The sequence below is a fragment of the Ferrimonas gelatinilytica genome (genome assembly GCF_039544205.1).
Taxonomy (GTDB): Bacteria; Pseudomonadota; Gammaproteobacteria; order Enterobacterales; family Shewanellaceae; genus Ferrimonas; species Ferrimonas gelatinilytica.
Genome location: NZ_BAABLF010000013.1, coordinates 201,946 through 221,895, shown reverse-complemented (window position 1 = coordinate 221,895; position 19,950 = coordinate 201,946). Strand labels below are relative to the sequence as shown.

Below are 19,950 nucleotides of genomic sequence, written 5' to 3'. Positions count from 1 at the left end.
AGGCGGGTGTTTTTGCCCTTGACAGGGTTCATCAGAAGCCAGTACGTTGGCCCAGATGAAAACGAATCACGCTGCCACGTCGACGTTCTTTATGCACCGCCTGTAGGAGGTGGTGCACGATGCGCCCGGCAACGCCGAAAGCCTCCCCACCCGGGAGGCTTTTTTGTTGGAAAGGATCCAATCATGACCCAGGAACACCCGCTGGAACCGATACGGCGCCAGATCACCGAACTTGACCGAGCGTTGCTGCAACTGTTGGCCCGGCGCCGTGAGCTCAGCCTGGAGGTGGCCCGAACCAAGGCCGACGTCACCAAGCCCGTGCGCGATGCCGAGCGTGAAAGTGCCCTGCTGACCCGCCTGGTGGCCGAGGGGCGCGCACTGGGACTGGATGGCCAGTATGTGTCCCGCCTGTTTCACGTCATCATTGAAGATTCGGTGCTGCGCCAGCAGGCCTGGTTTCAGGCACAGCATAACGCCGATGCACCGGCGCAGACCCGGGTCGCCTTCCTGGGCGCCCGAGGCTCCTACAGCCACCTGGCTTGCCAGAGTTACTTCGAGCGGCGAGATTTAGCGCTTCAGGAGCTCGGGCAGCCCAGTTTCGATGCCATCATCAGTACCGTGGAACAGGGAAAGGCGGACTACGGCATATTGCCGGTGGAGAACACCTCCTCCGGGTCGATCAATGAAGTGTTTGACCTGCTCCAGCACACCCACCTGCAGATCGTCGGTGAGACCACCGAGTCTATCCCCCACTGCGTGCTTCTGCCGGCGGGAACAGAGATGGCGGAGGTGACCCAGATCTTCGCCCACTCCCAGGTGCACACCCAGTGCAGCCGCTACTTGGCGACACTCAACAAACCTCAGACATACTGCGCCAGCAGCGCCGAAGCGATGGAGCGTGCGGCCAGCACTCCAAACAGTGCGGCCCTCGGCAGTGAACGGGGCGGTGCCCTGTACGGTCTGAAGGTTTATCAGCGGGAGATCGCCAACCAGCCCATCAACGAGACCCGGTTCCTGATCGTGGCCCGCAAAGGGGTCGAAGTCCCACCCCAAGTGCCCGCCAAGACCACCCTGCTGATGGCGACCGGGCAAAAGCCCGGCGCCCTGGTGGAGGCACTGCAGGTGCTTCGGGATAATGGCATCAATATGACCAAGCTGGAGTCTCGGCCGATCCACGGCAACCCCTGGGAGGAGATGTTCTACCTGGACGTGGCGGCCAACGTCCAGCACGACCGGATGCAGTTGGCGCTGCGCCAGCTCACCCGCCTGACCCGTTTCATCAAGGTGCTTGGCTGCTACCCCAGCGAAACCATACTGCCCACCGAACTGGACAGTCAGGCACTGGCCGCAGACCCCCGTCTGTCCGATCAGCCCGCCCTGCACAGCCGGAAACATAAGCCCGTCGGGACTGAGATCCCCCTGGGCCACCAAAGCCTGGGGGGCGGAAACTTCCTGATCATGGCCGGCCCGGCGGATGGCCCCCCTGGGGATCTCAGCCTCTGTGCCCGTACTCTCAAGGAGTATGGCGGAGCCGCCCTTTGGGGAGGATGGCACAGTCGTGATGCTGCGCTCGATCCGCTCTTTGAGCTAGGAACAGAACTCAACCTGCCGGTGATCGTCTCCCTGGAAGAGCCCGCCCAGGCGCAGGAGTATGCCCACGGGGACCTTTGGCTTTTACCGCCGGAGCGGATGAATCAGACAAAGTGGCTGGCCACGGCCGGGGCAAGCCAGCATCCGGTGATCCTCTGTCGTCAGCCCGGAGCCTCGCTGGACGCTCTGCTCAAAGCCGCCGAGCAGATCCTCGATGGCGGCAACCAGCAGGTGATCCTGTGCGAGCCCGGTCGTCTGGAGGGGGAGTTGCCGGTACTGGACCTGGCAGCGGTAGCCTGGCTGAAACAGCATTCCCATCTTCCGGTATTGGTGGCGCCGCAATTACCGGGCGACGGCGGTAACATGGCGATGCCGCTGCTGCAGGCGGCGCGCAGTGCCGGTGCGGATGGTGCCCTGCTCAGCCTGGATAGCAGCCTGGGTGTCGACCAGTTGCCCACCCTGATGAGCCAGTTCTATCGCTGATCCCGCCCCAAAATAAATCACGCAATCAAAAAGGCCCTGGCAACGTCCGCCAGGGCCCTCCAATCTTCTCTGCCGGGCTTAGCCGACGCGGCCATCGTTGGCCACCATCAACATGTTGGCACTCTCGCTGCGGAACTGTTCGGCGAAGTCACCAAACCAGTGAGCCACCTCGTCAAACTCCGCACAGAAAGCCGCCTTATCCCCCCGCTCCAGCATCGCCAGCGCCTCCTGGTAGCGGGCCAGGTAGTGCCGGGCGCGGGCCAGGGCGTCAGGTTGGGCAAAAATGATGTCGGCGTACAGGGCAGGGTCCTGGGCAAACAGCCGCCCCACCATCGCCAACTCCAGTCGATAGATGGGTGAGCTGAACTGCAGCAGCTGCTCAAGATCGGCGTGCTCGCGCTTAAGGTGTACTCCGTAGACAAAAGCGGTGAAGTGACGCATCGCCTGCACCAGTTGCATCGCCTGATCGTGTTCCGCCGCCGGTGCCTCGTGCAGACGCGCCCCCCAGATCCGGATCTGCTCCAGCAGCCACTGGTAGCTCTGCTCCTGTCGGCCATGACAGACCACCACAACCTGTTTGGCCAGGCTGCTCACATCCGGCCCAAACATCGGGTGCAAACCCAGCACAGGTCCGGCGTGAACCTTCAGCATTGCCGCCAGGGGAGCCTGCTTGACCGAGGTCAGGTCCAACAGCACACACTCCGGCGGCAGCGGCGGCAGACGGGCAATCACCGCCTCGGTCAAAGCAATGGGCACGGAAATCACCACGGCGCCAGCCCCCGCGCACAGGGTTTCCGCATCTCCCCAGTCCTCTTTATCCAGGATCCGGACCTCGTACCCGGAAAGCGTAAAGAGCTGAGCAAACAGGCTGCCGAGCTTACCCGCGCCGCCAACAATCACCACGGGGCCGATATCCGTGGCAATCCGTTTGAAACCCACATCCTTTTCTGAGACATAGGACTCCCGCATCATCCTGCGCAGCAGATCCTCCACCAACTGCGGTGGTACCCCCATCGCCTCCGCTTCCGCACGTCGCTTGGCCAGCATGCTGGCTTCCCGAGCCGGGGCGTAGATCGGCACCCCCTCTTTGTGCTTAATCGCCCCCACATCGGCGACCAGATCCAGCCTTCGGCGCAGCAGGTGCAACAGCTCCTGATCCACCTCGTCGATCTTATGACGCAACCCTTCCAGGGCCTGACTGCTGATCTCTCCCATCAGGACGCCTCCCCCTGGGGTTTGAATCGCTGTGGCAGTTTGGCAGCGAGCGCCTGGGCCCCGACCCGCAGCAGAGACTCGGTTGTGGACCAGTCGATACATTTGTCAGTAATAGAAACGCCGTACTTCAGCTCCGACAGCCCGCCCAGCGAAGACTGGCTGCCCTCGTTGAGATGACTCTCCAGCATCAGGCCGATGATGGAGGTGTTGCCATCCATGATCTGGTGGAACACGTTTTGTGCCACCAACGGCTGCCGGGCATGATCCTTACTGGAGTTCCCATGGCTGCAATCCACCACCAAACGGGCGTTGAGCCCCGCCCGGTGCAGCGCCTCTTCCGAAAGAGCCACGTTCACCGAGTCGTAGTTTGGCTGCTTCCCCCCACGGAGGATCACATGACCATCAGGGTTGCCCTGAGTGGTCATTAGGGCAACCTGGCCGTCCGGGTTGATCCCCATAAAGCGGTGGCGGTGTGAGGCGGCCTGAAGGGCATTGATCGCCACATCCAACTTGCCATCCGTGCCATTTTTGAACCCCACCGGCATGGAGAGCCCCGAAGCCATCTCACGATGGGTTTGGGATTCTGTGGTTCGGGCACCGATGGCGGACCAGGCAAAGAGCTCACCGAGGTACTGTGGACTGATGGGATCCAGGGCTTCGGTTGCCACGGGCAGTTCAAGCTCCGCCAGCCAGATCAACAGCTCCCGCGCCTGACTCAACCCTTTTTCGATGTTGAAGGAGCCGTCCATGTCGGGATCGTTGATCAGCCCCTTCCAACCCACGGTGGTGCGTGGCTTCTCGAAATAAACCCGCATCAGGACATAGAACTGCTCTCCCAGCTCATCATGCAGCGCCTTGAGTCTTCGGGCGTACTCTTTGGCCGCATCAATATCATGGATAGAACAGGGACCGGCAATGATGAGCAAACGATGATCCCGTTTGTGAACGATGTCGGCAACCTGCCGGCGAGCATCGAGGATATACCGACGGGCCGACTCTGACAGGGGCAGACGCTGCTGGAGCTGTGCCGGGGTGATAAGAACCCGCTCGGAATCGATGTGGATGTTGTTGATGCTGTCCTTGTGCACTGTCGGCCTCGCTACATGGGATCTCGCCGCGGTATCACGGTCTGTCTGCCAGATTGCCAAGGGAGACAATCTATGTAAATAGCGACTGGGTGGGCAATCCGGCCTCAAAGCCGGGAAAAGAACAGTTTTTCTCACTGGATCAGCGAGGGCGAGGTAAAAACAAGCAAGCCCGCCAAAAGGCGGGCTTGCAGGACCGTGGCTAAAATCGAGAACGATCTTAGCTGAGACGCTCACGGATACGTGCAGACTTACCGCTGCGCTCGCGCAGGTAGTAAAGTTTGGCACGACGAACACGACCGCGACGCTTCACAGTGATGCTTTCTACCAGCGGAGAGTGAGTCTGGAACGCACGCTCTACGCCTTCACCATTGGAGATCTTGCGAACAGTGAACGCAGAGTGCAGGCCACGGTTACGCTTAGCGATAACCACACCTTCGAAGGCCTGCAGACGAGTCTTGTCGCCTTCGGTTACACGTACCTGAACAACGACAGTGTCACCCGGGCCGAAGGCCGGAACGTCGCTCTTCATCTGCTCTTGTTCAAGCTGCTTGATGATGTTGCTCATAATCTTCTCATCCTAGATATACTGAAAACTCTAACGTTTCACTGAACTGTCAGTGACATACTCTGCAAGCAAAGTCGCCTGCTCGTCAGTCAGAGCTAGGTTATTCAACAGTTCCGGCCGCCGCTCCCAAGTCCGTCCCAAGGACTGCTTGAGGCGCCATTTCCGGATCAATTCATGGTTGCCGCTCAGCAACACTTCAGGTACCGCCTGCCCATCCAAGACCTCTGGACGGGTATAGTGGGGACAGTCCAACAGGCCGTCCGAGAAGGAGTCCTGCTCTGCCGAGGCCGCTTTACCCAAGACACCTGGCACCAAACGGGCCACAGCGTCGATCAGGTTCATGGCCGGCAGTTCACCGCCGCTGAGAACGTAATCCCCAACGGACCACTCCTCATCCACTTCGGCTTCGATGATGCGCTCATCGATACCTTCGTACCGACCGCACACCAACACCATGCGTTCGTAGGTCGCCAGCTGCTCAACACCAGATTGAGTCATCTTGCGTCCCTGGGGAGACAGGTAGATCACCTTGGCTCCCTCCCCCGCTTCCGCTCGCGCGGCGCGGATCGCATCCCGCAGGGGTTGCACCATCATTAACATCCCCGGTCCGCCGCCATAGGGGCGATCGTCCACGGTACGATGTCGATCATGGGTGAAATCACGAGGATCCCACATCTGTACTTGAAGTATGCCGTTTTTAACGGCCCGACCGGTTACCCCGAAGTCTGTGATAGCACGGAACATCTCAGGAAAAAGGGTGACGACCCCTAGCCACATAGATTGCTCCTGCCGGTCAGAAACTCGGATCCCAGTCAACTTTAATCTGTTTTCCGGGCAGGTCCACCTCGAGGATGAACTGCTCGGTGACAAACGGAATCAAACGTTCCCGCTTGCCGAAGGCATCGTTACCCTTGGCTTTCACTTCGAGCACGTCATTGGAGCCGGTTTCCAGAATCCCGGTCACCTCTCCCATGTCGTAGCCTTTAGTGTTGACCACCTGGCATCCCACCAAGTCACGCCAGTAGAACTCGTCTTCCGGCAACTCGGAGAGTTGCTCAGACAGGATGGCAATATCGGCATTGATGTACTGCTCGGCCTGGTTGCGGTCATTGACCCCTTCCAGCAAACAGATGATGCCTTTGCCGTGACGACGCCAGTTGGCGATCTTCACTTCCTGCCACTGACCCTGAAACTGCACGTACCAGGGCGAGTAATCAAAGATACCCTCTTGTGCGTCGGTAAAGGCATTGACCTTCAGCCAACCGCGGATCCCGTACGCCGCGCCAAGTCGGCCGACGACGATCATGTCCTGGGAGTTGGTCATCTGTGCCTCACCTAAACCCAATTAGGCAGCCGCTTTGCGGGCGTCCTTGATCAGGGTTGCAACGCGGTCGGAAACGCCAGCGCCTTGGGCGATCCAGTGCTCAACACGAGCCAGATCCAGACGCAGCTTTTCAGCTTGACCAGTTGCGATAGGGTTGAAGAAACCCACTTTTTCAATGAATCGGCCGTCGCGCTTGTTACGGCTATCCGCTACAACTACAGAGTAGAACGGACGCTTTTTCGCGCCACCGCGAGCCAAACGAATGGTTACCATACGGTTTACATCCTCTAATGGTGTTCAATAAAACTGGGGCCGAAACGGCCCCAAGGTAGAAAGCCCGCCGATTTTACCTGAACTCGCGCTCAATGCAACCGATCGGGACAATTCATCGCCATCTGCCGGCTAAGTTTAGCCAGCAGCGATAAACCGGTGTGGTGAATTATCGGGGCAGTTTCATCCCCGGGGGCATCATGCCGCCCATGCCGCGCATCATCTTTTTGAGACCGCCGCCTTTCATCTTCTTCATCATCTTCTGCATCTGGGTGAACTGTTTCAGCAACTTGTTCACCTCCTGGATGTTGGTCCCGGCCCCGGCGGCGATCCGCTTCTTACGGCTGCCCTTGATGATGTCCGGGCGGGTACGCTCCTTCGGAGTCATGGAGTTGATGATCGCCTCCATACGGGCGGTCATCTTGCCATCCTGCACCTGCGCCAGTGCCTCCGGCGGCAATTGACCGACACCGGGAAGCTTCTCCAGCATCCCCATCATGCCGCCCATGTTGTTCATCTGCTGAAGCTGTTCGCGGAAGTCGGTCAGGTCGAAGCCCTGGCCCTTCTTCAACTTTGTCGCCAGCTTGGCCGCCTTCTCCTTATCGACCGTGGCTTCCACCTCCTCAATCAGGGAGAGCATGTCCCCCATGCCGAGAATCCGTGAAGCGACACGATCCGGGTGGAAAGGTTCAAGGGCGTCGGTCTTCTCCCCCACACCGAGAAACTTGATCGGCTTGCCGGTGATATGGCGAATGGAGAGCGCCGCACCCCCGCGGGCATCACCATCCACCTTGGTCAGGATCACCCCGGTCAATGGCAGCGCTTCATCAAACGCCTTCGCGGTGTTTGCGGCGTCCTGACCGGTCATGGCATCGACGGTGAAGAGGGTCTCCACCGGGTTGATGGCGGCGTGGAGTGCCTTAATTTCCGCCATCATCGCTTCGTCGACGTGCAGGCGACCTGCGGTATCGACGATCACCACATCGAGAAACTTCTTCTTGGCGTGCTCAATGGCCGCATTGGCGATCGCGACCGGCTTCTGATCCACGCTGGAGGGGAAGAACTCCACCTCGATCTCACCGGCCAAGGTTTCCAACTGCTTGATGGCCGCGGGGCGATAGACATCGGCGCTGACCACGAGGACGGATTTCTTCTGTCTCTCTTTCAGATGCTTAGCCAGTTTACCCACGGAGGTGGTCTTACCCGCCCCCTGCAAGCCGGCCATCATGATCACCGCGGGCGGTTGCGTCGCCAGGTTGAGCGCCTCGTTGGCCTCCCCCATAGCGGATTCCAGCTCGGTACGGACGATCTTTACGAACGCCTGTCCCGGGGTCAGGCTCTTACTCACCTCGGTTCCAACCGCGCGCTCGCGCACCCGCTTGATGAACTCCCGCACCACCGGCAGGGCGACGTCCGCCTCCAACAGCGCCATGCGCACTTCGCGCAGGGTATCTTTAATATTGTCTTCGGTCAGTCGACCGCGACCGCTGATGCTTTTCAGCGTTTGATTGAGACGCTCGGAGAGATTCTGAAACATCGCCTGTGTCGTACCACTTAGAGAAACCAGTGGCCATTATAGCGACAGGGGATCCTCAGGGACAATGCCATCGCGAGGGAGATCCTGACGCGGTGCGCACTCTTTCCCTTTCGCTGCAGACGCTGCCTGGATCACATCTGTACCACTGAGGTCGATGCGCAAAGGTGTAACCCCATGATAAGCTGTCGGTAACACCGATTTACACGCCGTCAGTGTGCGGCCGTTCAGAAGCAAAAAGGGATCACATGGAGTTATTCGCAGTCTTGGCGATTTTGGGCTACGTCATCGCCTTCTCTTTGCTGGCGTCGCGCCTGGTCCACCCGGAGGGGCCAAACCGACGCCTTGTCACCCTGGTCGCCGGTATTGCCCTACTGGCACACGCCATCGCCCTGTTGGATGCAATCATCCTGAACAACGGCCAAAACTTTAGCCTCACCAACACCCTGTCGCTGCTGATCTGGTTTATCGCCCTCTCCATTACCGTGATGCTGCCGCGCCTCAAGGTACTGGTGGCCGCACCGACCGTTTACGCCAGCGCCATCCTGGCGGTCGCGGGCCTCTGGTTGCTGCCGCCGCAATACATTACCCACTTCGAAGCGGAGCCCGCGGCGCTGCTGCACGTCATCATGGCGATGCTGGCTTACGCGGTGATGATGCTGGCCGCACTCTATGCCCTGCAGCTGGCCGCCATCGACCGTCGCCTGAAGGATCGGCAGTTGATGCTTTCAAGCCATCTGCCGCCGCTGATGACGGTGGAGAAACAGCTGTATCACTTTATCTGGGTCGGCTTTGTTCTACTCACCCTGGGGCTGGTGACCGGCTGGGTCTTTTTGGATCACTTCCTGGGGGACGGAAAGGGGCACAAGGCGATCCTCTCCATGGTCGCCTGGTTGGTCTACGCCGCCATGCTGCTGCAACACCACACCCGTGGCGTGCGGATCCGCACTGCCGTCGCTTACAGCTTGACCGGTGCTGGACTCCTGACCCTGGCCTATTTTGGCAGCCGGGTGGTCAAGGAACTTATCCTAAATAGCTAGGCCAATACCCCGCTTCCGCTGCAGTAAACTTGACACTGCGGCGGGATCTTCGTTTCATTAGGGTCCTGAAAAAGACCTGAGACGCTCCGTTGGACGACATATCCACCAGTAGCCTGTTGCTACTCCTTGCTTTCTTAATTGTAATTTCCGCCTTTTTCTCCGGTACCGAGACCGCGATGATGTCGCTCAACCGGTACCGCCTGCGCCACCTGGCCCAACAGGGACACCGGGGCGCCAGCCGGGCCGAGGCGCTGCTGCAGCGGCCCGATCGCCTGATCGGGCTGATCCTGATCGGCAATAACCTGGTCAATATCCTGGCCTCCGCCATCGCCACCATTATCGGCCAGCGCCTTTTCGGTGATTGGGGCATCGCCATTGCCACCGGTGCTCTGACGATGGTGGTCCTGATCTTCGCCGAAGTCACCCCCAAGACCCTGGCGGCCCTGCACCCGGAGAAGCTGGCCTACCCCAACAGCCTGGTGTTAAAGCCGCTGATGAACCTCTTCTACCCCCTGGTGTGGTTGGTGAACCTGATCAGCAACACCCTGTTGAGGCTACTCGGGGTCCACGGTGTCCACGGCAAGGGGGATCACCTCTCCGCCGAAGAGTTGCGCAGCGTGGTGCATGAGGCCGGCGCTATGATCCCCCGGCGCCACCGGGAGATGCTGGTGTCAATCCTGGATCTGGAGAAGGTCACGGTGGAGGACATCATGATCCCCCGTGCCGAGCTCTACGCCATCGACATCAACGACGACTACCGCGCCATCATCCGTCAGCTGACTCACAGTCCCCACACCCGGGTACTGCTCTACCGGGACAATATCGATGATGTGGTGGGCTTTGTGCACCTCTCTGATGTCCTACGGCTACTGACGAAAGAGGGACAGCGGGAAGCCGACAAAGCGACCCTGCTGCGTGCTGTACGAGAGATCTACTTCATTCCCGAGGGAACGCCGCTGAATGTGCAGCTGCTGAAGTTCCAGCGTGCCAAGGAGCGTATCGGACTGGTGGTGGATGAGTACGGTGACATCCAGGGGCTGGTAACGCTGGAGGATATTCTCGAGGAGATCGTCGGCGACTTTACCACCGGCCTGCAAACCCCGCCCAGCGACGACATCACCCAAGAGGCGGATGGGCGTCTGCTCGTGGATGCCAGCATCACCCTGCGGGATTTCAACCGTGAGACCGCTTGGGAACTGCCTACCGATGGCCCGAAAACCCTCAATGGTCTGATCCTGGAGCAGCTTGAGGATATTCCCGCTCCGGGTACTCGGCTGGAGGTCGCCGGACACCACCTTGAGGTGGTGGAGGTAGCGGAAAACATGGTCAAATTTGTCCGGATCCAACCTAACGACTGATGCCGTGGTCTACACTTAAGGTCCACCAATCGGGGGACGACCATGATACGTCAGGGAAGCGTTATCGGCGTTGTCGGGACACTGCTGTGTGCCTGCCTCACCGCCAGTCAAGTCAGCGCCCAGGGGGATGAGGGCGACTCCACTCTCGCCCTTCCCTCTGGCTTGGCCCTACTCTCCGCTGAACAACGCTATGGCGTTGAAGCAATCCAAAAAGATCCCCTGGCCCCCTCGGACGAAGCGCTTCTGCGACTCAAAGCCGAGGGCTGGTTTATCGGCAGTGCCTTGACGACTCAATCGTTGGCCTTACGCCCCGGCGCCCCCGAGCCCGAATGGCGAGCCCGATTTGGCGCCGGAGTGCGCCGCGGCCCCGCCTCTTTTACCCTGAATATCCGTCACAGCGACGACCTGCCTCTGGCGGATCAGTTGGGTCTCGCGCTGACCGCTCGCTACCAGTTTTAACGCCTGCAGGAACTCTCCCAGGGCCTGCCTCTCCGGTTTTCAGGGCTTTGAGGCAACCCTAAAGGTGCCAGCACTCAGCGGCCACAATGGCCCAGCTCACCTAACTTTCCAGGATCACCGTGGCCACGGCGTAGTCACGTTCGTCGGACAGGCTGACATGGCAATGGCGCCCGCCAAGGACAGCCAGGCGCTCGGCGGCGCCACCGCTGAGGTGGAGCAGCGGCGCGCCGGCTTCGTTGTGACGCAGTTCGATATGTTGAAAAGAGACGCCCCGTCCAATCCCGGTGCCCAGCGCCTTGGCCGCCGCCTCCTTGACGGCGAAACGCTTTGCCAGCAGGCGTGATGGCGCCTTGTGAGTGCGCCACTGCTCCAGCTCGCTGGGCGTCAGGATCCGCTGGGCAAACCGTACGCCGAGGCGCGAAGCCTGCTCTTCGATACGCAGGATCTCCACCACATCGGTGCCCAGCCCGATAATCGCCATCAGATCCCCTGCCGCGCTTCCTGCATCAGCCGCTTCATGGTGCTCACTGCCGGGGCCAGCCCCTCCAGAGCAGCCCGGGCAACGATGGCGTGGCCGATATTCAGCTCATAAAACTCGGGGATGGCGGCGATGGGCTTGACGTTGTGGTAGTGCAGGCCATGGCCGGCATTCACCACCAGGCCCTGCCCCGCCGCATAACGGGCCCCCTCGGCAATGCGGGCCAGCTCAGCCGCCTGCTCGGCATCGGACTCGGCATCGGCGTAAGCACCGGTATGGATCTCAATAAAGGGAGCGCCGGTCGCCACAGCCGCGTCTATCTGCTTGGGATCGGCATCGATGAACAGCGATACCTTGATGCCGCAGGCCGCCAAGCGGGCCACCGCATCGGTGATCTTCCCCTGTTGACCCGCCACATCCAGGCCGCCCTCGGTGGTCAACTCCTCGCGCTTCTCCGGCACCAGGCAGACATAGGTCGGTTGGATCCGCTCGGCGATAGCCAGCATCTCCTCGGTCACCGCCATCTCCAGGTTCATCCGGGTTTTCAGCGTCAGGGCCAGCAGCTCCACATCCCTGTCGATGATGTGACGGCGATCCTCCCGAAGATGAACCGTGATGCCATCTGCACCGGCCTGCTCCGCAATGGCGGCAGCATGGACGGGATCCGGGTAAGCGGTGCCCCGGGCTTGTCGGAGGGTGGCGATGTGATCAATGTTAACGCCCAGAAGAATGCTCATGTCGTCCTCGCTGTTTCTCAAATAGCGTCCTGCTATGCAGGGGTTTGTTCCCCAGTAACGGGCGTAGGATGGAACGGATCAGGTGTTTGGCCTGGCGTAGCTGCTCCTCATCGGCAAGCCTTTGGGCCTGCCAATTCAGTAACATCGCCCCCTGGTAGCCCCTACCTGTCTGGGCCGTGGCCATCAGGCCCATGCCAACGCGCCAAGCGTAATGCTGTTGTTCAACGATATCAACGCCCTGGGCATCATAGTGCAAGGGAGGCAGGTGTCCCAGGGCCTGCAGCAGTTGCAGCTCAAAATGGCGCAGCGTCGGCTGGAGGGGCGACTCCGATGCCAGGGCGACCAGCGCCTGGTGATAGCTGTCAAACAACCCCTCGAGAGGATCCCCCTCTTTGATCAGGCGCTGACACAACTCGTTGAGATAGAGACCGGCAAACAAGGCGTCACCGGTCAGGGGGAGGGGGAGCGACGGCGCATCGAGCTGCGCCAGGGTGCGTAAGCTGGAGTGGCCGGTTAAGCCGACCAGCAGGGGACGAAAAGGTTGGAGTTGGGCCCTCTTGGCAGGACCGCTGCGGCCACCGGCGCGGGCAACGGCTGCGATACGTCCCCCCTCCTCAAGTAAGAGATCCAGCAATAGCCGGTTCTCCTGGTAGGGGCGGGCATGGAGCAGATAAGCCCGCTGCAGTGACTCAGTCGTCACCATAGCCCAGGCTACGTAGGGCACGCTCATCATCAGCCCAACCGGACCGAACCTTGACCCAGGTCTCGAGATAGACCTTGGTCTGGAACAGCTCCTCCATGTCGATCCTGGCCTGTTGACCGATGGTACGGATCTTCTCACCCTTATTGCCGATCACCATCTTTTTCTGGCCGTTGCGCTCCACCAGGATCAGGGCATTGATGTGGTAGGTGCCCTTCTCATCGACGGCAAACTGTTCTATCTCCACGTTCAGAGAGTAGGGCAGCTCGTCGCCGAGGAAGCGGATCAGTTTTTCCCTTAGGATCTCTGCCGCCATGAAGCGCTGACTGCGGTCGGTGACATAGTCCTCGGGGAAGTAGTGAACCCCTTCAGGCAACAGCTCCTGAGCCATCTTAACCAGCTGGGTCGGGTCATCCCCTTTACCGGCAGACATCGGAATAATGGCGTCAAAGGGAAACTGCTGCTGCAGCCACTGCAGGTGCGGAAACAGGGTCGCCTTGTCCTGAACCTGATCCACTTTGTTGACCACCAGGACGGTTTTCCGTCCGCCGGCGCCCCGCTTGATCTTATTGAGCACCATCTGGTCGTCTTCGGTCCACTTGGTGCCCTCGACCATCATGATCACCATCTCCACATCGCCGATGGAGCTGGCCGCCGCCCGGTTCATCAGGCGGTTGATGGTGCGCTTCTCCTCTTTGTGCAATCCCGGCGTGTCCACAAAGATGGTCTGATACGCACCCTCGGTGTGGATCCCCATGATGCGGTGCCGGGTCGTTTGCGGCTTGCGGGAGGTGATGCTGATTTTCTGGCCCAGGATGCGGTTGAGCAGGGTTGATTTGCCCACATTGGGTCGGCCAACGATGGCCACGAAGCCACAGTATGTTTTATCGGTCATGGGATCAGGAGCTCCAGGGTCTGAGCGGCCGCAGCCTGCTCGGCTTTGCGACGGGAGCCTCCCCGGCCAATCACTGGCTCAGACAGACCATCGACATCACAACGGACAGTAAAGGTTTGGTCGTGGGCGTCCCCTTCGACGCTCAGTACCGAGTACTCCGGCAGCGCCTTTTTGCGCCCCTGCAGGTACTCCTGCAAGCGGGTTTTCGGATCCTTCTGTCGACTGCCCGGTTTGATTTGGGTCAGCCTCTCCTGGTAGAGAGCGAGGATCAGGGGCTTGGCTTGCTCAATGCCCCCGTCGAGAAACACAGCGCCAAAGATCGCTTCCACCGCGTCAGCCAGGATCGACTCTCGACGGAAGCCGCCGGATTTGAGTTCCCCGGGGCCCAGACGAATCACCTCGGACAGCTTCAGCTCCCGGCCGAGCTCGGCCAGGGTCACCCCTTTGACGAGAGTTGCCCGCATCCGTGTCATGTCCCCTTCGGTCACCCGGGGAAAGCGGCGGTAGAGCTCTTCGGCGATCACCATCGACAGGATCGCATCGCCAAGAAACTCGAGACGTTCGTTATGCTGAGCCGCAGCGCTACGATGAGTGAGCGCCAGGGTCAACAACTTGCCATCCTTGAATGAGTAGTTCAGTGCATCCTGCAAACGGTTCAGGTTCGCCTGATTCACTCAAGGCCTCCAATTCGGTCAAAACGCACGCCGGTCGGGATCCAGCCGGGTAGGATGCTGTCGGCATTGCGGTCAAACTCAAAGGACATCCAGATAAATACCGCTTTACCCACCAGCAGTGATTCGTCGACAAAGCCCCAGAAGCGTCCGTCGGTGCTGTTGTCCCGGTTATCCCCAAGGACGAAGTACTGGCCTTCAGGAACCACAAACTCACCGGTCTGGGTTCCGGGTTGCGGGTAGTAATACTCGACCCGGTCCCGCTGACGTGGGTTGATCAGGATGTCGTGGGTCACCTCACTAAGTTGCTCACGGTGGCGCTGCAGTGCTACCCCAGAGTGATAGAACTCATCCCGGTTGACCAGGGCTCGGGACACCGCCCGCAGAGGTTCGCACCCCTGCCCTGAGGGGCAAGCCGGTTTGATGTACAGCTCCTTGTTACTGTAGACAACCGTATCCCCGGGCAGGCCAATCACCCGCTTGATGTAATCGATGCTGGGGTCTTGCGGATACTTGAATACGGCGATGTCGCCCCGCTCAGGCTTCCCCGTCTCCATCAAAGTCTTGCGCCAGACGGGATCCTTGATGCCATAAGAAAACTTCTCGACCAGGATAAAATCCCCCACCAGCAGGGTCGGCATCATGGAACCCGATGGGATCTGGAAAGGCTCATACAGGAAGGAGCGCAGTACCAATACCACCGCCAAAACCGGAAACACCGCGTGGCAGTTTTCCGCAATGGGCCCCTCGCGCAACAACTCGTCCCGCTTGTCGGGATCCAGTGCCACGGTGCCGTTCGCCTCCAGGGCCGCCACCTGGCTAAGGCGCTTGGGCCTCAGCAGGTAGTGATCGAAGGCCCACACCAATCCGGTGGCCAGGGTCAGAAGCACTAACAGGTGCGAAAACAGGGTTGCCATAGGATCAGCTGTCTCCCACTTTCAAAATGGCCAGGAACGCTTCCTGGGGCACTTCGACGTTGCCGACCTGCTTCATCCGCTTCTTACCCTCTTTCTGCTTCTGAAGCAGCTTTTTCTTACGACTCACGTCACCGCCGTAGCACTTGGCGGTCACATCCTTGCGCAGCGCCTTGACGTTGGAACGGGCAATGATGTGGTTACCGATGGCCGCCTGGATGGCGATGTCGAACATCTGACGAGGGATCAGCTCACGCATCTTCTCAACCAACTGACGGCCGCGGAACTGAGCGTTCTCCTTGTGCGTGATCATCGCCAGTGCATCAACACGATCGCCGTTGATCATCACGTCCACCCGGACCATGTCCTCCTCCTGGAAGTGGACAAAGTTGTAATCCAGCGACGCAAAGCCACGACTGGTGGACTTGAGTCGGTCGAAGAAGTCCAGCACCACCTCGGCCATCGGCAGGTGATACTTCACCGCGACCTGGTTACCGTGATAGGTCATATCCTTCTGCACACCACGCTTCTCGATGCAGAGGGTGATCACATTCCCCAAGTACTCCTGAGGAACAAGAATATTGGCTTCAACAATGGGTTCAGCGATGGTCTCGATCTTGTTGATGGCAGGCAGGCCGGAGGGGTTATCCACCATCACCACCTCACCATCGGTCTGGGTCACCTTGTAGATCACCGTGGGCGCCGTTGTAATCAGCTCGAGATTGTATTCCCGCTCCAGACGCTCCTGAATGATCTCCATATGCAGCATCCCCAGGAAGCCACATCGGAAGCCAAAGCCCAGCGCCGCCGAGGTTTCCGGCTCGTAGAACAGGGAAGCATCGTTCAGGGAGAGCTTGGCCAAAGCATCACGAAACGACTCATAATCTTCCGAGGAGATGGGGAAGAGTCCGGCGTAGACCTGCGGTTTAACCTTCTTAAATCCGGACAGGGGTTCAGTGGCGCCATTCTTGGCGTGGGTGATGGTATCCCCCACCGGTGCCCCGTGGATCTCCTTGATACCACAGACAACCCAGCCCACCTCGCCGCAGTTCAACTCCTGCTTATCGACCTGTTTCGGGGTGAAGATCCCCAGCCGATCCACGCCCCAAACCTGGCCTGTAGACATGATTTTGATCTTGTCGTTCTTCTTTAGCTTGCCGTTTTTGATCCGTACCAAGGACACTACCCCAAGGTAGTTGTCGAACCAGGAGTCAATGATCGAGGCCTGCAGCGGCGCCTCAGGGTCACCTTCCGGGGCGGGGATATCTTTAACGATACACTCCAGCACATCCTCAATACCGATGCCGGTCTTGGCGGAGCAGCGCACCGCCTCCATGGCATCGATACCAACAATATCTTCGATCTCTTCCGCAACCCGGTCAGGATCGGCCTGAGGCAGATCGATCTTGTTGAGGATCGGCAACACCTCCAGGTCCATCTCAATGGCGGTGTAACAGTTCGCCAGGGTCTGTGCTTCAACCCCCTGACCGGCATCCACTACCAGCAACGCCCCCTCACAGGAGGCCAGAGAGCGGGACACCTCGTAGCTGAAATCTACGTGCCCGGGGGTATCAATGAAGTTGAGCTGGTAGGTCTCGCCATCTTTGGCCTTGTAGTCCAAGGTGACACTCTGGGCCTTGATGGTAATGCCACGCTCACGCTCCAGGTCCATAGAATCCAGAACCTGGGCCTCCATTTCACGTTCGGAGAGGCCGCCACAGTGCTGGATCAGACGATCAGACAGGGTGGACTTACCGTGGTCAATGTGGGCGATAATCGAGAAATTTCGGATGTGCTTCATCAGTGCGGCTACTTCGCAAATGTCTTAGTGATCAAAATCAATCGTACTCACTATGTGGGACACTCGGCAGCCGGAGGCTACCCCATAGATCACATAGTGAGCGCAATCGGTATAAGGGGAGCGATTTTAGCGGATTTTTGCGCGCTGGGCTACGCACCCTCAATCGGTGGCCCAAGCTCACCAAGAATCACCAGGGGACGAGGCTGTCGTTCGGCCCAGCGGCGGGCAAACAAAAAACCCACTCCGCCGCCAGCCAGGGCCGAAAGGATGGTCAAGCCTTCAGAGTTCCAGGCCAATTGGGCCAACACAGCCAGCAGGATCCCCGTCAGCAAAGGGAGAAGATAGATAGCGGCGGAGATGGTCAGCAGATCCTGCTCGCCGATACCGACGCGAATCAGGGTACCGACCGGATAGTCCCGGGAGCTTGGCATCGTCAACCGGTTTTGCTTCGGCACCAGCGCCTTTGCAACGATGCCGGTGCCGCACTCGTCGCTCTGCTGGCAATGCCCGCATGCACTTTGACTGGTCCAGCTCAGAGTGAGCTGACCGGCATCACAGGCTTCCACTCGGGCGACAGCTTCAATCACGGCACTCTACTCAGGGTTGTTCGGCAGGATAGATATTCTCCACCACATTGACCAGGGCGCTCAAGGGCACCTTGCCCACGGCCACGACCTCGACCTCGCCATGCTGCGCCGTGGCCATCGCCAGCCCATTGCTGGTGGTGAGTCCATCGGGCAGGTCTACCCTGCCGGCACGGCCGATGTAGACCGAGAACTCCGCCAGGCCATCGCTCAAGGCGATGTAATCTACCGGCTCGTTCAGACCCAGGAGGCGGTGCTGGTCATAGTGAGTGACGGTGAACCCTTTGGGCAACCAGCCGAAACGCCAGCGTAACTCGAACGTCGAGCGCGGCGCTTCGAGCACCTCAGGCCAGCTCCGCTGGCTCAGCTCCTCAAGCAGCGGCGGGGCTTTATCGAACTGGTGCAGTTCGATAACCAGCAACTGCTCCAATAGCGTGTTATCCGGGTCTAGGGTATCGACTCGCAACGGTAGGGCGGTATCGATGTCGAGCCAAACCCGGTACTGAAAACGGTACTGATCCGCGGGCACGATGCGAACCAGCTGCGCGGTGCGCCCCGCCACTCGGTTGCGGCCACCCTCTACAAATCGGTAATGCGCTTCGAGGCCATTGATCCCCCCCGCAAAGACGCCAGGAAACAGGCCGGGGATCCGATCGCTGCGGACGCTATAGGGCTGGACGTCATGCTCGAGAAAGGCCACGGTGTTGTGGATACGGATGGCATTTTTTACCGGACCATTGAGATGCTCAAGCAGCGCAACCTGCCCTTCAGGCATCACGCCATGCAGATAGCGCAGGGAGCGGATCTGGTCCCGCTGCATCTGCACCATGGAGAGCTGGAAGTTGGCGTGGTTGAGTGCATGCTCCATCCGAACCAGCCAGGGGAGTGCGGCAAGTTCGCCGCTGTCGGCATCTGCGGAGACCAATTCACCAGAAGTACCCTCCGCCGCCTGTAGGGCGGGTAGCCCGAACAGGGCCAGACCGATCAGAAAGAGTCGCAACAAGTTTATTTACCCGAGGCGCTGGCGGATTCGAGCACGATGCCGTTGATCCGCTGCTGAAGCAGATGGTCGCGAAGGAAGGCATTAGCTCGCTGCTGCTGCTCCTGAGCTTCCTGCTCGCTGAGACGCTGCTCCTGGGAGATCTCCGCGCCCATACCGGGAACGGAGTAGCTAACCGGTGTCGGCGCCCCCAGGATCGGTGTCGTCTGCAGCACCGACAGCGGGCTGCCATCCTGAGCCCCTTCACCGCCATACTGCTGCACCCCGACCACCGCAATGGCGGCCACACCGGCGGCGATGGCGTATTGGCCCATCTTCTGCCCCCAGGCGATGGCATTGGCTGGAACAGAGAAGCGACGCTTCGCCACTTTCGGCGCCAGAATGGCCGGCTCCTGCTCCAAGGCGGCAGCAACTCTGTCTGCAATATCCAGTTGGATCTGCTGGGGCAGTTCGCCCCGCATTGCATCGCCGATCAAATGGTAGCGATGCCACTGGGCCATCATTTCAGGGTCGCCACTGATCTGGTCCAACACACTATCGTGAGTCTGACCATCGACCATTGCCGATACCTGTTCATTACGCACTGTCACCATAATCACCTTAGGTTCTGTTACCGCTCCAGCAGCGGCTGTATCTTCTTGTCGATGGCTTCCCGGGCGCGGAAGATCCGAGACCTAACCGTACCGACGGGGCAATCCATCACTGCCGCGATCTCTTCGTAGCTCAAGCCTTCCAACTCGCGCAGGGTGACCGCCACCTTCAACTCCTCCGGCAGGCTTTCGATGGTGGCAAACACCATCTGCCGGATCTCATCCGATAACATTTGACGCTCGGGCGTCGCCACGTCACGCAACGCATCCGCACCGTCGTAAAATTCCGCCTCCCCTGCATCGACATCATTGGCAGGCGGTCGGCGTCCCTGGGACACCAAGTAATTCTTTGCCGTATTCACGGCGATTCGATACAGCCAGGTGTAGAAAGCACTCTCGCCGCGAAAATTCGGTAAAGAGCGGTAGGCCTTTATGAAAGCTTCCTGAGCAACATCGGCGACGTCTCCCGGATTCTTCACATAGCGACCAATCAGGTTGGCCACCTTGTGCTGGTATTTCACCACCAACAAATTGAAAGCCTGCTTATCACCCTGCTGTACGCGCTCGACCAGTTGCTGATCATTTGTCGGCCCACTCACTCGAGAGCTCTCTCCTACTAGCTAACCTACTGATTTTTAATCCACTCGTATCAAG

General features: G+C 59.5%; 22 protein-coding genes. 4 read left to right on the top strand and 18 right to left on the bottom strand.

Translation table 11 applies throughout. The annotated features are described in order from the left end of the window. Window positions 1-183: 183 nt before the first annotated feature. On the top strand, window positions 184-2,073 hold the full coding sequence (locus tag ABD997_RS11030) for a chorismate mutase (RefSeq protein ID WP_345317070.1): 1,890 nt from the start codon (window positions 184-186) through the stop codon (window positions 2,071-2,073). Between the two features lie 78 nt (window positions 2,074-2,151). Here the strand turns inward: ABD997_RS11030 and tyrA are convergent, their stop codons facing one another. The 7 genes from tyrA to ffh form a co-directional block, all read right to left on the bottom strand. Then, window positions 2,152-3,288, bottom strand: coding sequence for a bifunctional chorismate mutase/prephenate dehydrogenase (gene tyrA / locus ABD997_RS11025; protein WP_345317069.1), 1,137 nt, complete (start codon window positions 3,286-3,288; stop codon window positions 2,152-2,154). Continuing rightward, window positions 3,288-4,376, bottom strand: a complete 1,089-nt coding sequence (locus tag ABD997_RS11020) for a 3-deoxy-7-phosphoheptulonate synthase (RefSeq protein WP_345317068.1) — start codon at window positions 4,374-4,376, stop codon at window positions 3,288-3,290. Before ABD997_RS11020 ends, tyrA begins: the two co-directional genes overlap by 1 nt. Window positions 4,377-4,593: 217 nt before the next feature. Further along, the gene (gene rplS / locus ABD997_RS11015) at window positions 4,594-4,941 is read right to left on the bottom strand and encodes a 50S ribosomal protein L19 (RefSeq protein WP_345317067.1); all 348 of its coding nucleotides are present in this window, start codon (window positions 4,939-4,941) and stop codon (window positions 4,594-4,596) included. A 30-nt stretch (window positions 4,942-4,971) separates the two neighbouring features. Next, on the bottom strand, window positions 4,972-5,718 hold the full coding sequence (gene trmD, locus ABD997_RS11010; RefSeq protein WP_345317066.1) for a tRNA (guanosine(37)-N1)-methyltransferase TrmD: 747 nt from the start codon (window positions 5,716-5,718) through the stop codon (window positions 4,972-4,974). Between the two features lie 16 nt (window positions 5,719-5,734). After that, complete coding sequence (gene rimM, locus ABD997_RS11005) at window positions 5,735-6,265, bottom strand: ribosome maturation factor RimM (RefSeq protein ID WP_345317065.1); 531 nt, start codon at window positions 6,263-6,265, stop codon at window positions 5,735-5,737. A 21-nt stretch (window positions 6,266-6,286) separates the two neighbouring features. Beyond that, window positions 6,287-6,538, bottom strand: coding sequence for a 30S ribosomal protein S16 (rpsP, locus tag ABD997_RS11000; RefSeq protein ID WP_345317064.1), 252 nt, complete (start codon window positions 6,536-6,538; stop codon window positions 6,287-6,289). A 166-nt stretch (window positions 6,539-6,704) separates the two neighbouring features. After that, window positions 6,705-8,072: a signal recognition particle protein gene (gene ffh, locus ABD997_RS10995; RefSeq protein ID WP_345317063.1), complete on the bottom strand. Its 1,368-nt coding sequence runs from the start codon at window positions 8,070-8,072 to the stop codon at window positions 6,705-6,707. Window positions 8,073-8,317: 245 nt separating this feature from the next. Here ffh and ABD997_RS10990 point away from each other — a divergent pair, with 245 nt between their 5' ends. The 3 genes from ABD997_RS10990 to ABD997_RS10980 all read left to right on the top strand — a co-directional run bounded on the left by ABD997_RS10990 (window position 8,318) and on the right by ABD997_RS10980 (window position 10,926). Beyond that, complete coding sequence (locus tag ABD997_RS10990) at window positions 8,318-9,109, top strand: cytochrome C assembly family protein (protein ID WP_345317062.1); 792 nt, start codon at window positions 8,318-8,320, stop codon at window positions 9,107-9,109. 89 nt (window positions 9,110-9,198) lie between these two features. Further along, on the top strand, window positions 9,199-10,467 hold the full coding sequence (locus ABD997_RS10985) for an HlyC/CorC family transporter (protein ID WP_345317061.1): 1,269 nt from the start codon (window positions 9,199-9,201) through the stop codon (window positions 10,465-10,467). Between the two features lie 42 nt (window positions 10,468-10,509). Continuing rightward, window positions 10,510-10,926, top strand: a complete 417-nt coding sequence (locus ABD997_RS10980; RefSeq protein ID WP_345317060.1) for a hypothetical protein — start codon at window positions 10,510-10,512, stop codon at window positions 10,924-10,926. A gap of 100 nt (window positions 10,927-11,026) precedes the next feature. On the opposite strand, the gene acpS is transcribed toward ABD997_RS10980, so the two are convergent. The 11 genes from acpS to rpoE all read right to left on the bottom strand — a co-directional run bounded on the left by acpS (window position 11,027) and on the right by rpoE (window position 19,895). Next, complete coding sequence (gene acpS, locus ABD997_RS10975) at window positions 11,027-11,407, bottom strand: holo-ACP synthase (protein ID WP_345317059.1); 381 nt, start codon at window positions 11,405-11,407, stop codon at window positions 11,027-11,029. Then, complete coding sequence (gene pdxJ / locus ABD997_RS10970) at window positions 11,407-12,141, bottom strand: pyridoxine 5'-phosphate synthase (RefSeq protein WP_345317058.1); 735 nt, start codon at window positions 12,139-12,141, stop codon at window positions 11,407-11,409. Before pdxJ ends, acpS begins: the two co-directional genes overlap by 1 nt. Further along, complete coding sequence (gene recO, locus ABD997_RS10965) at window positions 12,119-12,844, bottom strand: DNA repair protein RecO (RefSeq protein ID WP_345317057.1); 726 nt, start codon at window positions 12,842-12,844, stop codon at window positions 12,119-12,121. Before recO ends, pdxJ begins: the two co-directional genes overlap by 23 nt. After that, window positions 12,831-13,736, bottom strand: coding sequence for a GTPase Era (gene era / locus ABD997_RS10960; protein WP_345317056.1), 906 nt, complete (start codon window positions 13,734-13,736; stop codon window positions 12,831-12,833). The genes recO and era overlap by 14 nt, the downstream gene beginning before the upstream one ends. Further along, a complete protein-coding gene (gene rnc, locus ABD997_RS10955; protein ID WP_345317055.1) occupies window positions 13,733-14,410 on the bottom strand; it encodes a ribonuclease III in 678 nt (225 codons plus the stop codon). The genes era and rnc overlap by 4 nt, the downstream gene beginning before the upstream one ends. After that, a complete protein-coding gene (lepB, locus tag ABD997_RS10950) occupies window positions 14,407-15,324 on the bottom strand; it encodes a signal peptidase I (protein WP_345317054.1) in 918 nt (305 codons plus the stop codon). Before lepB ends, rnc begins: the two co-directional genes overlap by 4 nt. Before the next feature lie 4 nt (window positions 15,325-15,328). Further along, entirely contained in the window at window positions 15,329-17,122 is a 1,794-nt protein-coding gene (gene lepA / locus ABD997_RS10945) for a translation elongation factor 4 (protein WP_345317053.1), read from the bottom strand. A 149-nt stretch (window positions 17,123-17,271) separates the two neighbouring features. Next, on the bottom strand, window positions 17,272-17,709 hold the full coding sequence (locus tag ABD997_RS10940) for a SoxR reducing system RseC family protein (protein WP_345317052.1): 438 nt from the start codon (window positions 17,707-17,709) through the stop codon (window positions 17,272-17,274). A 10-nt stretch (window positions 17,710-17,719) separates the two neighbouring features. Continuing rightward, window positions 17,720-18,709 carry a MucB/RseB C-terminal domain-containing protein gene (locus ABD997_RS10935; RefSeq protein ID WP_345317051.1) on the bottom strand — a complete coding sequence of 330 codons (990 nt, stop codon included), beginning with the start codon at window positions 18,707-18,709 and terminating at the stop codon, window positions 17,720-17,722. Window positions 18,710-18,711: 2 nt separating this feature from the next. Beyond that, window positions 18,712-19,296: a sigma-E factor negative regulatory protein gene (locus ABD997_RS10930; protein WP_345317050.1), complete on the bottom strand. Its 585-nt coding sequence runs from the start codon at window positions 19,294-19,296 to the stop codon at window positions 18,712-18,714. Between the two features lie 20 nt (window positions 19,297-19,316). After that, a complete protein-coding gene (gene rpoE, locus ABD997_RS10925) occupies window positions 19,317-19,895 on the bottom strand; it encodes an RNA polymerase sigma factor RpoE (protein WP_345317049.1) in 579 nt (192 codons plus the stop codon). Window positions 19,896-19,950: the final 55 nt, after the last annotated feature.